General features: G+C 38.1%; 18 protein-coding genes. 15 read left to right on the forward strand and 3 right to left on the reverse strand.

Going from position 1 to position 20,670, the window contains the following annotated elements:
* Nucleotides 1-51: 51 nt before the first annotated feature.
* The 4 genes from ACQ334_RS05540 to ACQ334_RS05555 all read left to right on the forward strand — a co-directional run bounded on the left by ACQ334_RS05540 (nt 52) and on the right by ACQ334_RS05555 (nt 4,552).
* Nucleotides 52-405: a SnoaL-like domain-containing protein gene (locus ACQ334_RS05540; protein ID WP_430987174.1), complete on the forward strand. Its 354-nt coding sequence runs from the start codon at nt 52-54 to the stop codon at nt 403-405.
* 36 nt (nt 406-441) lie between these two features.
* On the forward strand, nt 442-924 hold the full coding sequence (locus tag ACQ334_RS05545) for a DinB family protein (protein WP_430987175.1): 483 nt from the start codon (nt 442-444) through the stop codon (nt 922-924).
* A 182-nt stretch (nt 925-1,106) separates the two neighbouring features.
* Nucleotides 1,107-1,544 carry a single-stranded DNA-binding protein gene (locus ACQ334_RS05550; protein ID WP_430987176.1) on the forward strand — a complete coding sequence of 146 codons (438 nt, stop codon included), beginning with the start codon at nt 1,107-1,109 and terminating at the stop codon, nt 1,542-1,544.
* A 77-nt stretch (nt 1,545-1,621) separates the two neighbouring features.
* Nucleotides 1,622-4,552 carry a GH92 family glycosyl hydrolase gene (locus tag ACQ334_RS05555; protein ID WP_430987177.1) on the forward strand — a complete coding sequence of 977 codons (2,931 nt, stop codon included), beginning with the start codon at nt 1,622-1,624 and terminating at the stop codon, nt 4,550-4,552.
* A 102-nt stretch (nt 4,553-4,654) separates the two neighbouring features.
* Here the strand turns inward: ACQ334_RS05555 and ACQ334_RS05560 are convergent, their stop codons facing one another.
* Nucleotides 4,655-6,145, reverse strand: coding sequence for an amino acid permease (locus ACQ334_RS05560; RefSeq protein WP_430987178.1), 1,491 nt, complete (start codon nt 6,143-6,145; stop codon nt 4,655-4,657).
* A gap of 138 nt (nt 6,146-6,283) precedes the next feature.
* On the opposite strand from ACQ334_RS05560, the gene ACQ334_RS05565 reads away from it, so the two are divergent.
* The 5 genes from ACQ334_RS05565 to ACQ334_RS05585 are packed head-to-tail and all read left to right on the forward strand — an operon-like array spanning nt 6,284 to nt 11,204.
* Nucleotides 6,284-7,555: a dicarboxylate/amino acid:cation symporter gene (locus ACQ334_RS05565; RefSeq protein ID WP_430987179.1), complete on the forward strand. Its 1,272-nt coding sequence runs from the start codon at nt 6,284-6,286 to the stop codon at nt 7,553-7,555.
* A 17-nt stretch (nt 7,556-7,572) separates the two neighbouring features.
* Complete coding sequence (locus ACQ334_RS05570) at nt 7,573-8,319, forward strand: DedA family protein (RefSeq protein ID WP_430987180.1); 747 nt, start codon at nt 7,573-7,575, stop codon at nt 8,317-8,319.
* Nucleotides 8,276-9,526, forward strand: coding sequence for an MFS transporter (locus tag ACQ334_RS05575; protein ID WP_430987181.1), 1,251 nt, complete (start codon nt 8,276-8,278; stop codon nt 9,524-9,526). Before ACQ334_RS05570 ends, ACQ334_RS05575 begins: the two co-directional genes overlap by 44 nt.
* Before the next feature lie 58 nt (nt 9,527-9,584).
* Nucleotides 9,585-10,586, forward strand: coding sequence for a glycosyltransferase family 9 protein (locus ACQ334_RS05580; RefSeq protein ID WP_430987182.1), 1,002 nt, complete (start codon nt 9,585-9,587; stop codon nt 10,584-10,586).
* Nucleotides 10,587-10,625: 39 nt separating this feature from the next.
* Nucleotides 10,626-11,204 carry a hypothetical protein gene (locus tag ACQ334_RS05585; RefSeq protein ID WP_430987183.1) on the forward strand — a complete coding sequence of 193 codons (579 nt, stop codon included), beginning with the start codon at nt 10,626-10,628 and terminating at the stop codon, nt 11,202-11,204.
* Nucleotides 11,205-11,308: 104 nt separating this feature from the next.
* Here the strand turns inward: ACQ334_RS05585 and ACQ334_RS05590 are convergent, their stop codons facing one another.
* Nucleotides 11,309-13,186, reverse strand: a complete 1,878-nt coding sequence (locus ACQ334_RS05590) for an Nramp family divalent metal transporter (RefSeq protein WP_430987184.1) — start codon at nt 13,184-13,186, stop codon at nt 11,309-11,311.
* Nucleotides 13,179-13,838, reverse strand: coding sequence for a metal-dependent transcriptional regulator (locus tag ACQ334_RS05595; protein WP_430987185.1), 660 nt, complete (start codon nt 13,836-13,838; stop codon nt 13,179-13,181). Before ACQ334_RS05595 ends, ACQ334_RS05590 begins: the two co-directional genes overlap by 8 nt.
* Nucleotides 13,839-13,943: 105 nt before the next feature.
* Here ACQ334_RS05595 and ACQ334_RS05600 point away from each other — a divergent pair, with 105 nt between their 5' ends.
* The 6 genes from ACQ334_RS05600 to ACQ334_RS05625 all read left to right on the forward strand — a co-directional run bounded on the left by ACQ334_RS05600 (nt 13,944) and on the right by ACQ334_RS05625 (nt 20,623).
* Nucleotides 13,944-14,324, forward strand: a complete 381-nt coding sequence (locus ACQ334_RS05600; protein WP_430987186.1) for a RidA family protein — start codon at nt 13,944-13,946, stop codon at nt 14,322-14,324.
* 20 nt (nt 14,325-14,344) lie between these two features.
* Nucleotides 14,345-14,869 (forward strand): class IV adenylate cyclase, encoded by a 525-nt coding sequence (locus ACQ334_RS05605; RefSeq protein WP_430987187.1) that lies wholly within the window; start codon nt 14,345-14,347, stop codon nt 14,867-14,869.
* 390 nt (nt 14,870-15,259) lie between these two features.
* Complete coding sequence (gene glgP / locus ACQ334_RS05610) at nt 15,260-16,912, forward strand: alpha-glucan family phosphorylase (RefSeq protein ID WP_430987188.1); 1,653 nt, start codon at nt 15,260-15,262, stop codon at nt 16,910-16,912.
* Nucleotides 16,913-16,976: 64 nt separating this feature from the next.
* Nucleotides 16,977-17,510 (forward strand): hypothetical protein, encoded by a 534-nt coding sequence (locus ACQ334_RS05615; RefSeq protein ID WP_430987189.1) that lies wholly within the window; start codon nt 16,977-16,979, stop codon nt 17,508-17,510.
* A 129-nt stretch (nt 17,511-17,639) separates the two neighbouring features.
* Nucleotides 17,640-18,347: a GDSL-type esterase/lipase family protein gene (locus ACQ334_RS05620; RefSeq protein ID WP_430987190.1), complete on the forward strand. Its 708-nt coding sequence runs from the start codon at nt 17,640-17,642 to the stop codon at nt 18,345-18,347.
* Between the two features lie 344 nt (nt 18,348-18,691).
* The gene (locus ACQ334_RS05625; RefSeq protein WP_430987191.1) at nt 18,692-20,623 is read left to right on the forward strand and encodes an SPFH domain-containing protein; all 1,932 of its coding nucleotides are present in this window, start codon (nt 18,692-18,694) and stop codon (nt 20,621-20,623) included.
* Nucleotides 20,624-20,670: the final 47 nt, after the last annotated feature.

Consider the following 20,670-nt stretch of genomic DNA (forward strand, 5'->3'; position numbering starts at 1 on the left):
GTGTATACTATTGTGTAAACTTTCTTTAATCAAATTTTAAAATAACAAACCATGACAACACAACAGGTAGCAGACAGGTTTTATGAACTGTCTCAGCAAAACGGCTTTGAACACATTCAAACAGAATTGTACAGTAAAGATGCTAAAAGCATTGAACCGGCAGGGGGAATTTTTACTAATGCAGAAGGGCTGGATGCAATTATGGAAAAAGGAAAGCAATTTCATGATATGATTGAAGAGATGCATGACGGTTATTGTTCTAAACCTTTGGTGGCAGGAAACTTTTTTACCTGCACGATGGGGATGGATGTTACACTTAAAGGCCAGCCAAGAATGAAGATGGATGAAGTAGCAGTGTATGAAGTAAAAGACGGGAAGATCGTGTTAGAACAATTCTTCTTTTAGCATTTTACTGATTTTTAAAATAGTAAACCTTAAACCATGGTGCATACAATGAATGCAAAAGAGTTATTGATATTAAATTTTGAAGAAGTAAGGCGAAGAAGTATAAAAGTGTGGAAGGGTATTTCTGAAGACTATTTATTCTGGCGGCCGGATGGTGATGCGATGAACTGTATTGAAATGGTACGCCATGTGCTGGAAGGAGAAAATATTTATCATCATATTATTTTGCACAGGGGAGAAATGGGGGATTTTGAAAGCCCGCTGAAAAGCAATCCTTATTCTTCCATTGACGATGAATTGCGGCATGCCCAGCCTTACCGTGAGAAATTTTTGAAAATGGTGAACGGATTTACCGCAAAGGAATTAGAAGAGATTTATATTACCCGTAAAAATATAGGCCAACGCCGTAGCCTTGGAGACTATCTTTTACGAATTGCATACCATGAAGCAGTGCATACAGGGCAATTACTCGATTATTTGAGAACTGTAAAAACAGCAAGGCCTAAAATATGGGATTAGAATTAACGGAAAACAAAGTATATAAAGTAAATAAAGTATGTAAAGTAAGCTGGTTGTGCTTCGTAAATTTTATTCCACAATTTACGAAACGCAATGTTTATAGTTTGATAAGAGAAGTTTGTAAACAATTCATAATTTTATAACACACACAGATACATCGATTAACATTTAAAAACACAATTATGATCAAATTACAGGTTATCGGCAATCTTGGTAAAGATTGTATCGTTAAAGAAATCAACGGAAAAAGCGTCATCAATTTCAGCGTTGCACATTCAGAACGTTTTAAAGATGCGCAGGGCAATCAAAAAGAAAGAACCACCTGGGTGGAATGTGCGTACTGGACTGACAGAACTGCCATCGCTCCATATTTAACCAAAGGCACTACGGTGTATGCGGAAGGTGCGCCGGAAGCAGACGCTTATACTAATAAGGAAGGACAGGCTGCAGCTACTTTGCGTATGAGGGTTCAAAGTATACAGTTATTAGGCGGCAACAGAGATAACCAGGGAGCTAATGCAGGTAATGTAAGCCATGCAACAGCTGCTCCAGCTTCGGTGCAACCAGTTATGAGAACTGCCCCAGCTAATGTTTCTGCTGCGGATGATCTGCCATTTTAGTTTTACAGATTACTATATAATATTAACGGCGCAATTATATTGCGCCGTTTCTTTTTAACTTGCACAAAACTCAAACAATGGTTAAAAGAATTCTTGCTGTCTGCCTGTTTTTTATTTTCAATTCTTATCAAATTGCCGCACAAAAAAACTTTACCCAATATGTTGATCCGATGATTGGCACCGGTGGCCATGGCCATACTTATCCCGGCGCAGTATTGCCACATGGCATGGTACAGTTAAGCCCTGATACAAGATTGGAAGGCTGGGATGGTTGCAGCGGCTATCATTATTCGGATGATTATATTTACGGCTTTACCCATACACATTTAAGCGGTACAGGGTGCAGCGATTACGGAGATATTTTATTAATGCCGATGACAGGTACCCCTTCTCCAGATAATAAAATATACGGCTCAAAATTTTCTCATGCTAATGAAAAAGCAATACCAGGATATTATTCTGTAAAACTGGATGATGATAATATTACAGCAGAGTTAACTGCTACCACAAGAGTAGGCTTTCACAGGTACACTTTTCCATCAGCAGGAAAAAATAATATCATCATCGATTTAAAGCACAGGGATGAAGTGTTGGAATCGTCATTACAAATTTTAAATGATCATACTATCGCAGGCCTAAGAAGAAGCAGGGCATGGGCAGATAACCAGTATGTGTATTTTGTTATTGAGTTCTCAAAACCATTTACTGTATCCAGTTTTTGGGACAATGATAAAGTATACTTTGTGCCATCTGGTTCAAAATATGACGGGTCTATCAATTCAAAAAATATCAAGGCATTTTTTCAATTTGCTGATAAAACGGTAATGGCAAAAGTGGCGATATCTGCAGTAAGTATTGAAGGTGCCCGGAAAAATTTAAAAGCGGAATTGCCCGGCTGGGATTTTGAAAAAATAAAAGCTGACGCTGCAAAAACCTGGAATAAAGAATTGAGTAAAATTGAAGTGAGCAGTAATAATGTACACCAGCTTAAAACTTTTTACACGGCTTTGTATCATACGATGGTAGTGCCCAATATCAATATGGATGTGGATAGACAATATCGTGGCAGGGATAATACAATTCATACCGCAACAGATTTTACCAACTACTCTGTATTTAGTTTATGGGATACCCATCGTGGTGCACATCCTTTATACACTATCATCGATCAGAAAAGAACAATTGATTACATTAAATCTTTTCTGGCCCAATACAAAGAAGGAGGAAGATTGCCTGTATGGGAATTGAGCGGTTGCGAAACAGATTGCATGATAGGGTATCACAGCGTACCTGTGATTGTGGATGCATACATGAAAGGATTAAACCAGTTTGATACCAAATTGGCATTGGAAGCAATGAAAAAAAGTGCTACATGGAACCATTTAGGATTGCCGGCATTAATAGACCACGGTTTTTTAGAACAGGATGATGAACACGAAAGTGTAAGTAAAACCCTGGAGTATGCTTATGACGATTGGTGCATTGCAGCATTTGCAAAAAAACTGGGTGACGAAGCTGCTTATACTACATACATTAAAAGAGCACAATCCTATAAAAATATGCTGGATTTGAAAACCGGTTTTATGCGGCCACGAAAAAATGGTAACTGGGTTTCGCCTTTTGATGCCAGGGAAGTGAATAATAGTTTTACCGAAGCCAACAGCTGGCAATACTCTTTTTATATGCCGCAGGATGTGGCAGGTTATATGCAAATGATTGGCGGTAAAGAAAAACTGGAACAAAAATTAGATGCTTTATTTACAGAGCCGCAACAAACAACAGGAAGGCAACAAGATGATATCAGCGGTTTGATCGGTCAATACGCACATGGTAACGAACCCAGCCATCATATTGCTTACCTGTACAACTTTACTGGTAAGGCATTTAAAACACAGGAAAAAATTCACCAGATCATTAAAGAAATGTACCAGGATGCACCCGATGGTTTGGCAGGTAACGAAGATTGCGGACAAATGAGTGCCTGGTATGTATTGAGCGCTTTAGGATTTTATCCTGTTACGCCAGGTACAACAAACTACATTATTGGTACGCCATCATTTGCATCTGCAACAATTCATTTAGAGAACGGAAAAACATTTTTACTGAAAGCCAATAATTTAAGCGATAAGAATTTTTATATTCAATCAGCTTCATTAAATACGCAATCCTATAAAAAATCTTATCTCTCTTATTTTGATATTGTAAAAGGAGGAACCATAAATTTTATGATGGGTACCATACCTTCTTCATATGGTGCTGTTGGTTTTCCTTCTACTGCAATTTCGGATAATAAAATTGTATTGAACCCGGTGATTGATGGTGGTGCAGTTTCATTTAAGAAAGAAAAAACAGTAAGCATTTATTCAAATCAGCCCGGGGTAAATATTTTTTATACACTTGATGGTACCATGCCGAATGCAGCATCAAAAAAATACCTTGGTCCGTTTACAGTAGATAGTACAATCACTGTAAAAGCGATCGCTATAAATGAAAAGGGCGAATACAGTTATGTCACTACGGCAAATTATTTCAGGATCAATAACAACTGGTCGGTACAATTAAACACACCTAGCGAACAGCAGTATGATGGTGGTGGTGCCGAAGGTTTGATTGATGGCATTTATGGCAGTGCCAACTGGCGCAAAGGCAACTGGATGGGTTTTCAAAAAACCAATATGGAAGCAGTGATAGACCTGAATGAAACCAAAACCATATCGAAACTTACTGCCGGTTTTTTACAGGATACCAGGGCATGGATAGTGGTACCTAAACAACTCATTATTGAAGTTTCAGTAGATGGTAAAAATTTTACGCAGGTATATACAGGAGAAAATTTCTTGCCTATTGAAGATTTAAATGTGCAGGTAAAAAATATAACTGCTTCATTTACTCCTGTAGCAGCAAAATATGTAAGAGTAAAAGCAATTCAATATGGTAAGTTACCAGCCTGGCACGAAGGAGCAGGAGGCGATACACATATTTTTGCAGATGAGATAAAAGTGGAATAATCACATGGTCAGACGAGGACGTCAGACCATGTGATTATTAATAAAAAGCGCCCTGAATTTTTCAGGGCGCTTTTTATATTTAAAAACATTAGTAATATCTTATTATTTACCAGGATTTCTCAACTTACTTTTTTTAGCACTGTAACCAAAGTAAATTACAAATCCAATAGCTAACCATCCGAACAAACGAGCCCAGTTGGTCCAACCCAAACCAAATATCATGGCAGCGCAAACTATTATTCCAAGAATAGGAACCAATGGAACAAAAGGCGTTTTAAACTGACGTGGAAGATTCGGATCTGTTTTTCTTAAAATAATAACCGCTACGCACACCAGGATGAATGCAAACAAGGTTCCGATGCTGGTCATATCACCAACAATATCTCCCGGAATAAATGCAGCAAACAATCCTACAATTACTAAAATGATAAGATTGGCTTTATAAGGCGTTTGAAATTTAGGATGAATAGCACTGAATACTTTTGGTAACAAACCGTCTTTACTCATTGAATAAAATACACGGCTTTGTCCTAAAAGCATTACTAAAATTACAGAAGAGAAACCTGCTAAAATAGCTACGGTAACCAAATTAGCCAACCAATGATAACCCGGCATATATTTTTCGATAGCCATAACCACTGATGCTTCCTTACCGGCATTTCTAAAGAATTCAACAGGTGCAAGTCCGGTTAATACATGCGCAAACAAAATATACAAAACCGTACAAATGGCCAGAGAGCCCAGGATACCAATCGGCATCGCTTTCTTCGGATTTTTTGTTTCCTGAGCTGCAGTACTTACAGCATCAAATCCAATAAAGGCAAAGAACACCACACCGGCTGCTCCTAATATACCCATGATACCACCAAAGCTATGATCAATACCCTGGTGATCGGTATAAGTACTTGCAGGCGGAATATAAGGCGTATGGTTACCAGCATTGATAAAACCCCATCCAAAAATAATGATGAGAATTACGATAGCCACTTTTGTAATAACAATAATACCATTTACAAAAGCAGATTCCTGGGTGCCTTTAATTAACAACAAGCTTAATAAAGCCACAATACCAAAAGCAGGAATATTAACAATACCATGTTGTATCATTCCCGCTGCATCAGGTATAGAGTGTTCAAAAGGAGAGTGGCACCATTCATACGGTATCGCTTTCCAGTGTAATACATTTACCAATAAATTATTCAGGTATTCACTCCAGGCAATACCTACAGTTGCGGCACCTACAGCATATTCTAATACAAGATCCCATCCAATAACCCAGGCTAATAATTCACCCATTGTAGCATAGGTATAAGTATAAGCACTACCGGAAATAGGAATGGAAGAAGAAAGTTCAGCGTAACACAAACCGGCTAAGGCACAGCCAATTGCCGCTACAATAAATCCGAGTGTAACGGACGGCCCTGCATTTTGTGCTGCTGCAGAAGCAGTTCGTACAAATAATCCGGCACCAATAATAGCACCGATACCCAATGCCACTAATGCACCTGCACTAAGGGTACGTTTTAAGCCTTTTTCAGAATCTCCGGCTTCCGCCATCAATTGGTCTATGGGCTTTTTTACAAATAAACTCATACAGTTGTTTAGATTTAGTTAGTAATGAATCGGAAAAATAAGCAATTAATTCTTAAAACAGTCACCAGTTATACTTTTTTATAAGCAGCAGAGGTTTAACAGGTTTTAATATTATATTGCGGCACTAAATGTTATGTAATGGAGATCACCCATCAACCAACAAAAAAAAGCAAATTAACATGGTATATTATCGGTGCCATGCTTTTGGGAATTGCAGTTGGTTATTATGTACATGAAAACTATCCGGCAACAACTGTAACTACTTTTTCGGATAATATTAAACTCCTCACCACTATTTTTTTACGCCTGGTGCAAATGATCATTGCACCAATTGTATTTGCCACATTAGCAGTTGGTATTGCTAAATTAGGCGATATGAAAACGGTGGGCCGTGTTGGGGGTAAAGCTATGCTATGGTTTATTACTGCATCTTTAGTATCATTAACTTTAGGCCTGGTATTAGTAAATATTTTTAAACCCGGCGTGGGAGTTGACATCCAGCATGCAGATAAGAGTTCAGTTGCCGACCTGCTGGAAAAATCCAAAGGCTTTTCATTGGCCAAATTTGTAGAGCATGTGGTGCCCAGGAGTATCATTGAAGCCATGGCTACCAATGAAATTTTACAGATCGTAATTTTTTCGGTTTTCTTTGGTGTGGCATTAGCTGCCATTGGTAAAAAAGGAGAGTCTATTGTAAACGCATTGGATGCTTTGGCTCATATAGTTTTGAAAATGGTGGGGTATGTAATGTATGTAGCTCCTTTGGGTGTGTTTGGTGCAATGGCTGCTGCAATTGCAAAAAATGGCCTGGGTATACTAGCTACTTTTGGTGAATATATCGGAGATTTTTATGTTGGGCTTCTTGTTCTTTGGTTCGTATTACTGATTGTTGGTTATCTTATTTTAAAACAGAGACTATTTGTTTTATTAAAGCGTATCGCCGGGCCTATGTCTATCGCATTCAGTACAGCCAGCAGCGAAGCTGTGTATCCCAAATTAGTAGAGGAAATGGAACGCTTTGGATGCAACAATAAAATTGTAAGTTTTGTTTTGCCATTAGGCTATTCTTTTAATTTAGATGGCAGCATGATGTACATGACATTTGCCAGTATGTTCATTGCACAGGCATTCAACATTACTTCTATTACCGGGGATGTTAGCCAGCAAATTATAATGTTGCTAGTTTTTCTAATTACCAGTAAAGGTATTGCCGGTGTACCAAGGGCTTCATTGGTAGTAGTGCTTGCAACAGGCGGAATGTTTGGCATTCCTCCCGAAGGTGTGGGCCTGATATTAGCCATTGACGTATTTTGCGATATGGGCCGCACCATGACCAACGTTTTAGGTAATGCATTAGCTACTGCTGCAGTAAGTAAGTGGGAAGGACAACTGGAACATTCATCATCATAATTCGTAAAAAAATATTCATGTTAGACTTTATCTTTTTAGATTTTCACTGGCACCAGTTATTACAGCCGCAATGGTATATTCTTAATGGCGGACTTTGGTTTGTATTGCTGGTGGTATTTGCCGAAACGGGTTTATTTGCCGGTTTCTTTTTACCGGGAGATTCTTTATTATTTGTAGCTGGCTTATCAGCTCATGAAATTAAAATGGATAATAAAACAGAACCAGGTTTGGGATACCAGTTTTTACATTTGTTTGGCATGGATAATAATCACAGTTACTGGCTCGATCTTTTTGTGCTGGTAATATTGATCTCACTGGCCGGTATTTTAGGTAATGCACTAGGGTATTGGTTTGGGAAAAAATTCGGGCATGGTATGTATAACTGGCGTGACAGGTGGTTCTTTAAAAAACGCTATTTACATGAAGCGCATGATTTTTATGAAAAGCATGGCGGTGGTGCTATTGTATTGGCAAGATTTGTTCCTATTGTAAGAACCTTTGCACCGTTGATTGCGGGTATTGTAAATATGGATAAAGCCAAATTCTCCTTTTATAATATCATTGGTTGTGTGGCCTGGGTTACATCAATGATACTGGGCGGTTTCTTTTTACAAAAATGGTTATGGGATGCTTTTCAATTTGATTTAAAAGAACACCTTGAAATAATTGTAATAGGAATTGTTGTGGTAACTACCGCACCCATTTTTATCAAATTGTTTTTTGGCAAAAAGAAAAAGTATAACGATGACGCTGCAGCAAAATAAGAATGGTGTTTTTAATGTTATAGTAATTGTAGCTGCTCTTGGCTACTTCGTGGACATTTATGATTTATTATTATTCCAGATAGTGAGGATTCAGAGCCTGCTTTCATTAGGGCTTACCGAAGACCAGGCAGATAAAAGCGGGCAGTTTATTATCAGTATACAAATGATAGGATTACTGATCGGTGGCATCATCTGGGGTATAATGGCTGATAAAAAAGGAAGGCTTAGTGTTTTGTTTGGGTCAATAGTTTTGTATTCGGTTGCTAATATTTTTAATGGCTTTGTGCATACAGTAAATGAATATGCATTGGTGCGCTTCTTTGCAGGTGTTGGGCTTGCGGGTGAATTAGGAGCTGGCATTACTTTAGTATCAGAACTGGTGCATAAAAATAAAAGAGGAATAAGTACTTCTTTGGTTGCCGGCCTTGGGTTAACGGGGGCTGTAGTAGCTTATTTTATTTCAAAAGAATTCGATTGGCGTATCTGTTATTTTATTGGTGGCGGCCTTGGCTTTTGCCTGCTGATATTGAGAGTATTTGTTTTTGAATCGGGGCTGTTTGAGCAGGTAAAAGAAAAGAAGGTTGCAAGAGGGAATTTCTTTATGTTTTTTACCAATAAGAAAAGATTTAAAAAATATTTGTGCAGCATTTTAATAGGATTGCCAACCTGGTTTGTAATAGGAGTATTAATAGCCTTCTCTAATAAGTTCGGAAAAGAATTTGGGCTAACCGAGAAAATAATTCCGGGTAAAGCTACGATGTTTGCTTACGCTGCAATTTCTGTTGCCGATGTATTGATAGGGTTTATAAGTCAGTGGCTTAAAAGCAGGAAAAAAGCACTGTATGTTTTTTATGCTTTTACAGGAATTATGCTGATATTGTTTTTTACACAGCATAACACTTCTACTACTACAATGTATTGGATAATTGCAGGCCTTGGCTTTGGCACAGGCTTCTGGGCCATTTTTGTTACTATTGCAGCAGAACAGTTTGGCACCAACCTGCGGGCAACCGCTACCACCACAGTACCTAATATGGTTAGAGGGTCTTTGCCGTTGATCTTACTGCTGTTTAATTTTTTACAAGGCAGTTTTTCATTTACAACAAGCGGCTGGATAACTGCAATTATTGTAATGGCAATTTCAGTGATTGCAACATACCTATCTGAAGAAACCTTTGGTAAAGATTTAGATTATGTAGAAATATAAAACGGTGCAATTGTTCTGTGCTCCTGTGGTAATTAATCTGTGTAAATTTGTGTAATCTGTGGCAAAAAAATTCCTCATCATACGTTTCTCTTCTATCGGCGATATTATTTTAACCACGCCGGTAATCCGTTGCCTGCGCAAGCAATTGCCCGAGGCTGAAATTCATTTCTTAACCAAACAATCTTATAAAAGTATTGTTGCTTCTAACCCCTACATTGATAAGATACATACACTGGGCGATAGTTTTGAGCTGATGTTGCATGAATTAAAAACGGAGGAATATGATTATATTATCGACCTGCATCACAACCTGCGTACACTGCGTATAAAAAAGTTCTTAAAGAACGTGAAAGCATTTTCGTTTGATAAACTGAATGTAGAAAAATTCATCTATACCAATTTTAAAATCAATACGCTTCCCCAAAAACATATTGTAGACAGGAACCTGGAAACTGTTGCATCATTAGGTATAGTGAATGATGGTTTAGGATTGGATTATTTTATTCCTGAAAAGGATACAATAAAAAATGATGATCTGCCTACTTCTCATATGCTGGGATATATTACAGTGGTTATTGGTGCGGCATTGGCTACCAAAAAAATGCCCTTACATAAATTGAAAGAACTGTGTGCGTCTATACAACATCCCATTGTTTTATTAGGTGATAAAGGCGATTATGAAGACGGTAAAGCAATTGCGGAATCGGATGATATAAAAATTTATAATGCCTGCGGCAAATTTAATTTGAATGAATCTGCTGATATTTTGCGTGGCGCTAAATTGGTTATCTCACACGATACAGGCCTGATGCATATTGCAGCGGCTTTGCAAAAACCTGTCATTTCTATATGGGGTAATACAGTGCCTGCATTTGGTATGTACCCTTATTATGGTAAATTATCGGCACAACATTTTGATGTGGTGGAAATTAATAAACTCTGGTGCAGGCCCTGCAGTAAGATTGGGTATAAAAAATGTCCACGTGGGCATTTTAAATGCATGGAATTAATTGCTGTTAATGAAATTGTAAATATGGTTAACCACAGGTTGACTAAGTAATAAATGTTGTTGATTTGAGTTGTATACGTACAGCACATTATGAAGAAATTTTTTTTCCTGTTTTTTATTATTACAAGTTTTACCGGCTTTGCACAAGTATCAGTAAGTGTAAACTGGACGCCACATATTCCTCTGCCCAATAGCGATACCATTTTTTACAATCCCTCAAGAAAATTAATATGGCCCGATTTTAAGGGCACGCCGGGTAGTCCTGCAGAGGCATTGGCAGTAACATCTTCAGGCCTGGGGTATTCGGCTGCAATGAAATCATGGAATGGAAAAACAACAATCGATATTACGGTGTACTGCTATTTTAGTAAACAGAGTTCATGGGTTAGAAAAGGAAGGGAATCTGAATATGCCTTAAATCATGAACAACATCATTTCGACATTACCTATATCACTACCAATTTGTTTATACAAAAATTAAAAGATGCAAAATTTACCCGTAATAATTATGGAGAGCTGGTAGAGAAAATTTATAAGGAATGTTGCAGGGAATTAGAAAAAATGCAAAATGATTATGACGGGCAAACAAAGAACGGGCAGCTTAAAAATATCCAGGCTCAATGGAATGGAAAAATTAATGAACAGCTTGATTTGTTGCCAAACCAATAAATGCACCCACAGATTGCACAAATTAATTAAAACAAAAGAACACAGTATTTATCTGTGCAATTTGTGTAATCTGTGGCAAGACAAAATATAAGCCGCAGGCTTTATTACAAATTTACCACCAACACCGCAATCTTCAACTCATGCCTTACCGCATTTACCGTTTCTCCATAAATAAAATCTTTTAGTGCTGTATGGCCATGTGCACCAATTACCAGCATATCAGCATTATTCTCATTCACAATTCTGGCTATTTCTTTCACCCTGTTTCTAAAGCCGAGTTTGCCTTCTACCTTAAAACCTCTTTCTTTTAATTGCGCTACATAAAAATTTATTTTTGCAGCATCCTGTTCGGTTTCAAAATCATCGCTTTCTTTTCCGTATAATTTTGCTGCAGCACTTTCCACAATATGTATCAATAAGTAACTGCTTTTTTCTTTACCCTGCCCGATGGCGTAGGATAATAATTTTTCATCGTTCGCACTATAATCCAATGCCACGGCTATTTTATTAAAAGTTGGAATGGAAAGATTCTTTATAATATTGGCATCAGGATGCATTTGTATGGATGCAGTGTGTTTGCCTTTGGTAATTAATGGATGAATGATGATGTATACTAAAAGACTTAAAAAAACTAAGCCCAACACAATCAGAATTATTTTTGCAAAAGTATTATCGCCTGTAAATACTCCTGATGCTTCATTAACCAACATCTGTATGTTCAGGAATATTAAAACAGCCGCAATTGCCCATGCCGTGCCCTGAACCAATGGCTTGATTGCAAATTTGCCCATTGTTTTTTTATCGCTTACAAAATGTATCAGCGGAATAATAGCAAAGCCTAATTGCAAACTCAGGATAACCTGGCTGAAAACCAGTAAGGAGTCCACATCATTCTCACCCTTTACAATGATCACGATAAGCGCAGGGATTATAGCCAGCAACCTGGTGATCAGCCTGCGCAGCATAGGATTTATTCTAAGGCTTAAATAGCCTTCCATAATAATTTGTCCGGCTAATGTACCCGTGATAGTACTGCTTTGTCCTGCTGCAATTAATGCTACGGCAAAAAGAATGGGTGCAACATTTCCTAAAAAGCTGGGAAGTAAACGGTGAGCTTCTTTTATTTCGGCTACATTAGAGTTACCTGTTTTAAAAAATACTGTAGCAGCTAAAACTAAGATAGCAGCGTTTACAAAAAAAGCAATATTCAATGCAATGGTGCTATCAATGCGATTGAATTTTAATGCTTGCCTTATGCCATCATCACTACGGTCAATTTTCCTGGTTTGCACCAGGGCAGAATGCAGGTATAAATTATGCGGCATCACCGTGGCACCAATGATCCCTATAGCAATATATCTTGCTTCTTCATTGGGAAATGAAGGGATTAGACCTTTAACCACTTCACCAAGATCTGGTTTAGCAAAAATAATTTCTATCAAAAATGCAATAGCTACAATGGCTACCAGCGCAATGATGAACGCTTCCATTTTTCGCATGCCCAGCTTCTGGAGATATAACAAAAGGAAAGTGTCGAGCACGGTAAGCGAAACACCCCATATTAATGGAAGGCCGGTTAATAATTGTAAGCCAATTGCCATACCCAACACTTCTGCAAGGTCGCAGGCTGCAATAGCAATTTCTGCCAATAACCAAAGGGCATAGTTTACAGTTTTAGTATATGCCTCTCTGTTAGCTTGTGCCAGGTCCCTTCTTCTTACAATGCCCAGTCTTGCAGATAAGCCCTGCAGCAATAAGGCCATCAGGTTACTCATCAGTAATACCCAGACTAAAGAATAGCCGAATTTACTACCACCAGCCAGATCGGTAGCCCAGTTGCCCGGGTCCATGTAACCTACGCTAACAAGGTAAGCAGGGCCCAAAAAGGAAAAGATCTTTCTCCAGCCGATTTTCTTTTTTGTAGTGTCAATTGTTTCATGTACTTCGCTGAGGGAAGTATGCGGATGCTCAGTATTAATCATAATGCACAAAAATGTTTTTAGCTATCTGCTCGCTGATGATGCAGGCTGGCTGTTTGGAAACTTTTATTTCTAATGAGCCGTCGAACTCAAACTTTTTTAGTAGCTTAATGGAAGTGCCAATAGCAATCGAATAATGCTTCAACATCTCCAGCATTTGCGGAGATTGATTGCTCACCGAACTTACTAATGCAGTTTTATTTAAGGGCAATGAGGTAAGATTCTGTTGTTGCAGTTTCGGTATTTTTCCATTGCTGTCGGGTATGGGGTCGCCATGCGGATCAAAAGATGGATTGCCTAAAAAGTGCTGCAGCTTTTCTATCAGCTCGTTGCTGCTGATATGTTCCAGCTCTTCCGCAATATCATGCACTTTATCCCATTCAAACCCTAATTTCTCCACTAAAAAATACTCCCACAACCGGTGTTTACGTACCACAGTTAAAGCCACTTTTTTGCCATTATCGGTTAGCTTAAAGCCCTTGTATTTTTCGTATTGCAGAATTTTTTTAGCGGCTAATTTTTTAAGCATATCCGTTACAGAAGCTGCCTTGGTCTGCATTTCGGCTGCCAGGGCATTGGTGTTTACCAGCCCGGTATCCTGCTGTAAATGATAAATACTTTTGATGTAGTTTTCTTCGCTTTCTGAAAAGTTCATATCTGTAAAAATAAAATTTAGACAAATCTAAAAATAATTTCTCATAATTGAGAACAAATTTTTTTTCGATGAATAATGAATACTTTTGCAACTTAATATTTCGCCATGAAAAAGAAAATCAGTTCCGGTTCTCCCTGGGAAGATATTGTAGGTTACAGCAGGGCCATCCGTACCGGAAATATTGTAGAAGTAGCAGGTACTACCGCAATGGATGGCGATGAATTAATCGGGAAGGGGGATATCTATGCCCAAACAGTTTTTGTATTTAAAAAAATTGAAAAGGCTTTGCAGGAAGCAGGCGCCTCACTAAATGATGTGGTAAGAACAAGAATGTTTGTAACCGACATTTCCCAATGGGAAGAAGTGGGAAAAGCACATGGTGAATTTTTTAAAACCATTAAGCCGGTTGCCACCATGGTGGAAGTGAACCGCCTAATTAATGACGACCTGCTGATTGAAATAGAAGTAACGGCGATAATTGAATAATTGAAAATGAAAAAATAATAATGGCAACCCTCAACTTTGAGTTTAAAGCAAAAGCGACAGACATTAACGCTTTAGAAGAAAAATTGCTTACCCTTGATCCAAAATATATTGGAGAAGATAACCAGGTGGATACTTATTTTAATGTTGCCACAGGCCGTTTAAAACTGAGAGAAGGGAATATTGAAAATTCGCTGATCTATTATGAAAGAATCAACACTGCAGGAGCAAAGCAATCTGATATTTTATTGTACCACCATAGCCCGGATAAAGCTTTGAAAGATATCCTTATAAAATTACATGGGGTAAAAGTGGTGGTAGACAAAAAAAGAAAGATCTATTTTATAGACAACGTAAAATTTCATTTTGATAAAGTAGAAGGGTTAGGCACTTTTGTAGAAGTGGAGGCTATTGATAAAGATGGGAATATCAGCGTTGAAAAATTAAAAGACCAATGCAGCTATTATGCGGCCTTCTTTAACATTGAAACATCAGATTATATCGCTTTCTCCTATAGTGATTTGATTTTAGAGAAAAAAATGCCATAATATTAGAGAATATCTAATGCTGTTATTCCCTGTACTTATACTGCCCGCATTTATTATCAACAGGAATAAAAAAATGTGTATATCTTCTCCATATTGTAAGTAATGCGGCAAGGTTACCTTTCCTTACTTTCTGTATCAACATTTGTCATTCAATATATTTTGATGATATCAACCAGGTAAATGTAATTTTTTGCCTTAAGATTCGTTAATACAATAGTGCCCGTTTTTAATCGTAACAATTTTAATTTACCCGTTTAATTGGAGTAATACAGTAAACCTCTAAACAGCAGAAGCAAAATTTAAAGTGTATAATTTACACAGTATTTTGCCGCCTCCCTCGGTTTTACTGAAATTTCCATTTATATTGCGTCCTCAAAAAAGAGAAAGATAATGAACTTTACTAATTTCAATGTCCCGTATTCTATCGATGATCGTTTTAAAAAACGTGTTGCTTACTTTTCAATGGAATTTGCTGTGCATCAGCCATTAAAAATTTACAGTGGAGGATTGGGTTTTTTAAGTGGCTCTCACATGCGTAGTGCATATGAACTGCGCCAGAATTTAATTGGTGTAGGTATTTTATGGAAGTATGGTTACTATGATCAGGCACGCAACCAGGACCAGACTATGCAGGTGCAATGGAATGAAAAGATATATAATTTTTTAGAAGATACCGGCATAAAATTCCAGGTAGAAATACATGAGCACCCGGTTTGGGTTAAAGCATGGTATTTAAACCCTGAAACATTTAAAAGTGCGCCCTTATTTTTATTAAGTACAGACCTGCCTGAAAACGATTATGTTTCTCAAACTATAACACACCGCTTATACGATGCAAATGTGGCTACTAAAGTGGCACAATTTATTTTATTAGGTGTAGGAGGTGCAAAATTAATAGACCTGTTAAATTTTAATCCAGAGTTATATCATTTGAATGAAGCACATGCTATCAGTTCTGCATTTTATTTATACAAAAAATATGGCAGTGCAGAAGAAGTGAAAAAGAGAATGGTATTTACCACACATACTCCTGAAGAAGCCGGCAATGAAAAGCATGATATTTTTCTATGCGAAAAAATGAGTTATTTCTGCGGATTGAAATTAGACGAAGTGAGAAGACTTACCGGAATGGAAGGCGATCAGTTTAATCATTCATTAGCCGCATTACGTTTTGCAAAATTAGCTAATGGTGTTAGTCAGCTGCATGGCGAAGTAAGCCGTAAAATGTGGAACAAGTATCCCGGCATCTGCGAAATAAAAGCGATCACCAATGCACAAAACTGGTTTTACTGGTCGGATAAGCAGTTGTATAATCATATGAATGAAAATAATACAGCAGCATTTGATGACAGAAAGAAATACCTGAAGAAAAGAGCTTTTGATATTGTTGCAGATCAAACGGGTAAGCTGATGAATAAGGATGTGTTCACCATTGTTTGGGCACGCCGTTTTGCAGGCTACAAAAGAGCAGAATTGCTAACGAGAGATATAGAAAGATTTGAAAAATTATTAAGCAATAAAAAGTATCCGGTACAAATTATCTGGGCAGGTAAACCTTACCCACTGGATTATCCGGCGATCAGTGATTTTAATAACCTGGTTCATCTGAGCAAAAGATATGATAATGTTGCGGTTTGTACAGGTTATGAATTAGGTTTGAGTAAACGTTTAAAGCAAGCTTCTGATCTATGGCTGAATAACCCACGTGTACCAAGAGAAGCTAGTGGAACCAGCGGTATGACGGCAGCTATGAATGGCTCAGTTAACTGTAGTACTAATGACGGATGGATCTGCGAATTCATTCATCATGGTAATAATGGTTTTGTGGTGCCGCCAATTGATTATGAAAATATCAGTGTGCAGGAACAGGACCAGTACGATTTGAATAAATTATACGAGATACTGGAAAACCAGGTATTGCCTTTGTATTACGAGAACCAGGAAGTGTGGCGCCAGATCATTCAAAACGGAATGAGAGATGTACGGTTTCAGTTTGATAGTAACCGCATGGCACAGGAATACTACGAAATATTGTATAAATAAGCGCAACTTTTTTTTAACAAATCATACTTGTAATTTAACAACTCAAAATTTAAGCTTACTCTAAATGAAATGCCTGGTTATTTTTATAGTCACGTTTGTAATTACACCTTGTTTATTTTCGCAGACGACCAATAATAATGATACCGCAGCTACTGTGCGCAGGTATGATAAAATGACCATTGAAAGAACATTAAATTATACCCGTAATACTTATACACCACCCGGGGGAATGAAAAATACCGGGTTTAGTTCATCTTCGGTTTACATTTGTATTAACGGTGTTACTATGGAGCCGGCAGGTTGGCATTATAAAAACCTTAAACACTATTTTCTTGCATGTGATGAGGCAATGAATCATTATAATGCAGCAATAAGGCACCTTAAAGCAAATCAAATAGGATTGTATTCGGGCCTGGGTGTGGCGGCTGCAGGAGGTATTATACTTGGTTCAAAAGGGAAGTCTAATACAACAGGAATTGGACTGCTGGCAGTTGGGGGAGGTTTGATAATAGCTGGTATGGTTGAAGAAGCTTTAGAAAGGCATAGTATAAAAAAAGCGGTACAGGCTTATAATAAGTGGCAAAAGAACAGGCTTTAGCAGGCAATAGGGTGCTGTTGAGCATAAAGTATGCGGTTGAAATATTTTCTATAAATGATTACAAGGGCTTTGGTAAAACAAAGCCCTTTTTTATTGAACCAATTCTATAAAAAATGCGTTTATCTTTTTATGCAACGTATATTTTTAATTGCTTTTGTTATAGGGGCTACATATTTGTTATTGGCCTGCAAAAAACAGAACATAGTTACGCCTCCACCACAAGTGATTACCGGAAGTTATAAAACTTACCTGGCACTAGGAGATTCTTATACTATTGGACAGTCTGTAACTGAAGCAGAACGTTTTCCTTCGCAAACGGTAAGTTTACTAAAAATTGACAGCATCAATTTTAATGCACCGGAATATATTGCCACAACCGGATGGACAACGGGTAATCTTATCAACGCTATCAATGCCACACCGCCTGCAAGAGCATCATATGATTTTGTAACACTGCTTATTGGCGTTAATAACCAGTACCAGGGCCGTAGCCAGGTGGAATATGCAACAGAATTTACCAGCTTATTAAACACTGCTATTCAGTTTGCAGGTAATCGTCCATATAGAGTTGCCGTGTTATCTATCCCTGATTGGAGCGTTACACCATTTGCAAATGGACAGAACAAAGCTTTAATTGCCAAACAGATTGATTCTTTCAATATAATTAATAAACAGATCGCACTGGCAAAATCTGCTAACTATATTGATATTACGGCTTCAACAAGAATGGCAGCAACAGATCCTTCACTGGTTGCTACTGATGGTTTGCACCCTTCAGGAAAAGAATACAATAAATGGGCAGTATTGCTTGCAGCAGTTATAAAATCTAAATTGTAACAGGAAGTTCACGTTATCGTATTTGCTATACCATTCCATAAAGTTTTCTTGCCAGCCTTAACACATACTCTACCATCCATCCTCAATTTGTTGTAACAGCATTGTAAAACATACAATCTTTGTGTGGTAATTTATTTACAATGAAACTATCCGTTGTTCTTACTGCTTATTTTCTGTGCGATTTTATTCTTACTAATTTCAATACTTCTCCGCCATTGGCCTGATACATTCCGGCTTTTGCTTTTCCACATGGTCAGACGAGGTCGTCAGACCATGTGAACGAATAATACCAGCTACCGTTACAAAAACATTTCATATTTTCATCAACTAAAACCCTACATAACATGGAATCTCATGAACTCATCAAATGGGGATTGATAATCGGAATCCCTCTATTCGTTTTATTATTTTACAGGTTTATTCTTCGTGTGTTCTTTGGCGTTGTAATAGTGCCGGAAGACAGGATTGGCCTGGTTACAAAAAAGTTTGTGCTCTTTGGTAAACAGCAATTGCCGGAGGGCCGTATTGTGGCTACGGAAGGCGAAGCAGGTTTTCAGGCACAGACATTACCACCAGGTATATATTTTGCCAAGTGGATCTGGCAATTCGAGATCAAGTTTCAGCCTTTCACCATTATTCCTACCGGTCAGTTAGGCCTTGTATTGGCAAGAGATGGTGCCGAATTAGAAACCGGCTCTATCCTTGGTCTTAAGGTGGAATGTGACAGCTTTCAAAATGCGGAGGCATTTTTAAAAAATGGAGGACGAAAGGGGCGGCAGACGGCCATCATCACCCCCGGTAGTTATCGTATCAATACATTTTTGTTTGAAGTGATCATGACAGATATGACTTCGATACCCGATAATGCTGTAGGTGTTGTAACTACACAGGAAGGTAAACCTTTAGAAGAAGGACAGATTGCAGGCCGCATTGTGGAAGGGCATAATAAATTCCAGGATGTGGATGTGTTTATGCAAAGCGGCGGTTATAAAGGTTTGCAGGAGCAGGTAGTGCTGGCCGGTACTTATTTTTTAAATCCGTGGTTTGCCAAAGTAGACATGGTAAATATGATGGAAATACCTATTGGGCATGTAGGAGTGGTGATCAGTTATGTAGGCGCAGAAGGTGTTGACCTGAGCGGTGCGGAATTTAAACATGGCAATATTGTTTCCAAAGGGCAAAAAGGCGTTTGGGCAGAGCCGTTAGGTCCTGGCAAATACCCTATCAACCCTTTTATTATGAAAGTGGAATTGGTACCTACTACCAACCTGGTGCTGAACTGGGCTAATGCAAGAAGCGAAAGCCATCAGCTGGATAAACATTTATCAACTATCACGGTACGAAGTAAAGACGGTTTCCCTTTTAATCTTGATGTATCGCAGATTATTCATATACCCACTACAGAAGCACCGAAAGTAATTGCCCGTTTTGGTAACATGAATAACCTGGTAAGCCAGGTGCTGGAACCTACCATTGGTAACTATTTCAGAAACAGTGCACAGGATAGTGATGTGATCGCCTTCCTGGGTACACGTAAAGAAAGGCAGACCTCTGCTAAAAAACATATTGGTGAAGTATTGGACCAATACAATGTGTTTGGTGTGGATACTTTAATTGGAGATATCGTACCTCCTGAAAGTTTGATGAAAACATTAACCGACCGTAAGATTGCAGAAGAACAGAAAGTGACTTATGAAACAGAAATGAAGGCGCAGGAAACAAGACAAAGCCTGGAAAAAGAAACCGCCATTGCAGATATACAAAAGGAAATTGTAAAAGCAGACCAGGGTGTATTGATTGCAGAAAGAGTAGCGGATGCGTCCGTTAAAAAAGCAACGGGTGAGGCGAACAGTGTGCGTTTGCAATCTACTGCAGAAGCCGATCGCTTAAAATTATTAGCGAATGGTGATGCAGAAAGAATACGGGTATTGGCAAAAGCAAATGCAGAGCAGATTGAATTGCTGGCAAAGGCTGATGCAGAAAAAATTTCTTTAACAGGTAATGCAGAAGCAGAAAAGATATTAGCGATTGGTAAATCCAATGCGGAATCTTATAAGCTATCTGTGGAAGCCATGGGCGGTAATAATTTTACGCAATTGAAAGTAATGGAATCTATTGGCGCACAGAATGTGAAGATAATGCCGGACATATTGATCAACGGCGGTGGTGATAGTACCAATGGAGGTATCAGCGGTTTATTGGGGTTGAAATTATTAGAAGAAGTGGCTAAAAGAAATGAAGCTGCAAAAAGTGAAAAAGAACAACCGGGTAAATAAGTTGTCAAAAATCCTTCCCACTCCGGGAAGGATTTTTTAATTTTTAG

The organism is Ferruginibacter sp. SUN106 (assembly GCF_050611765.1).
Classification (GTDB): Bacteria; Bacteroidota; Bacteroidia; order Chitinophagales; family Chitinophagaceae; genus Ferruginibacter.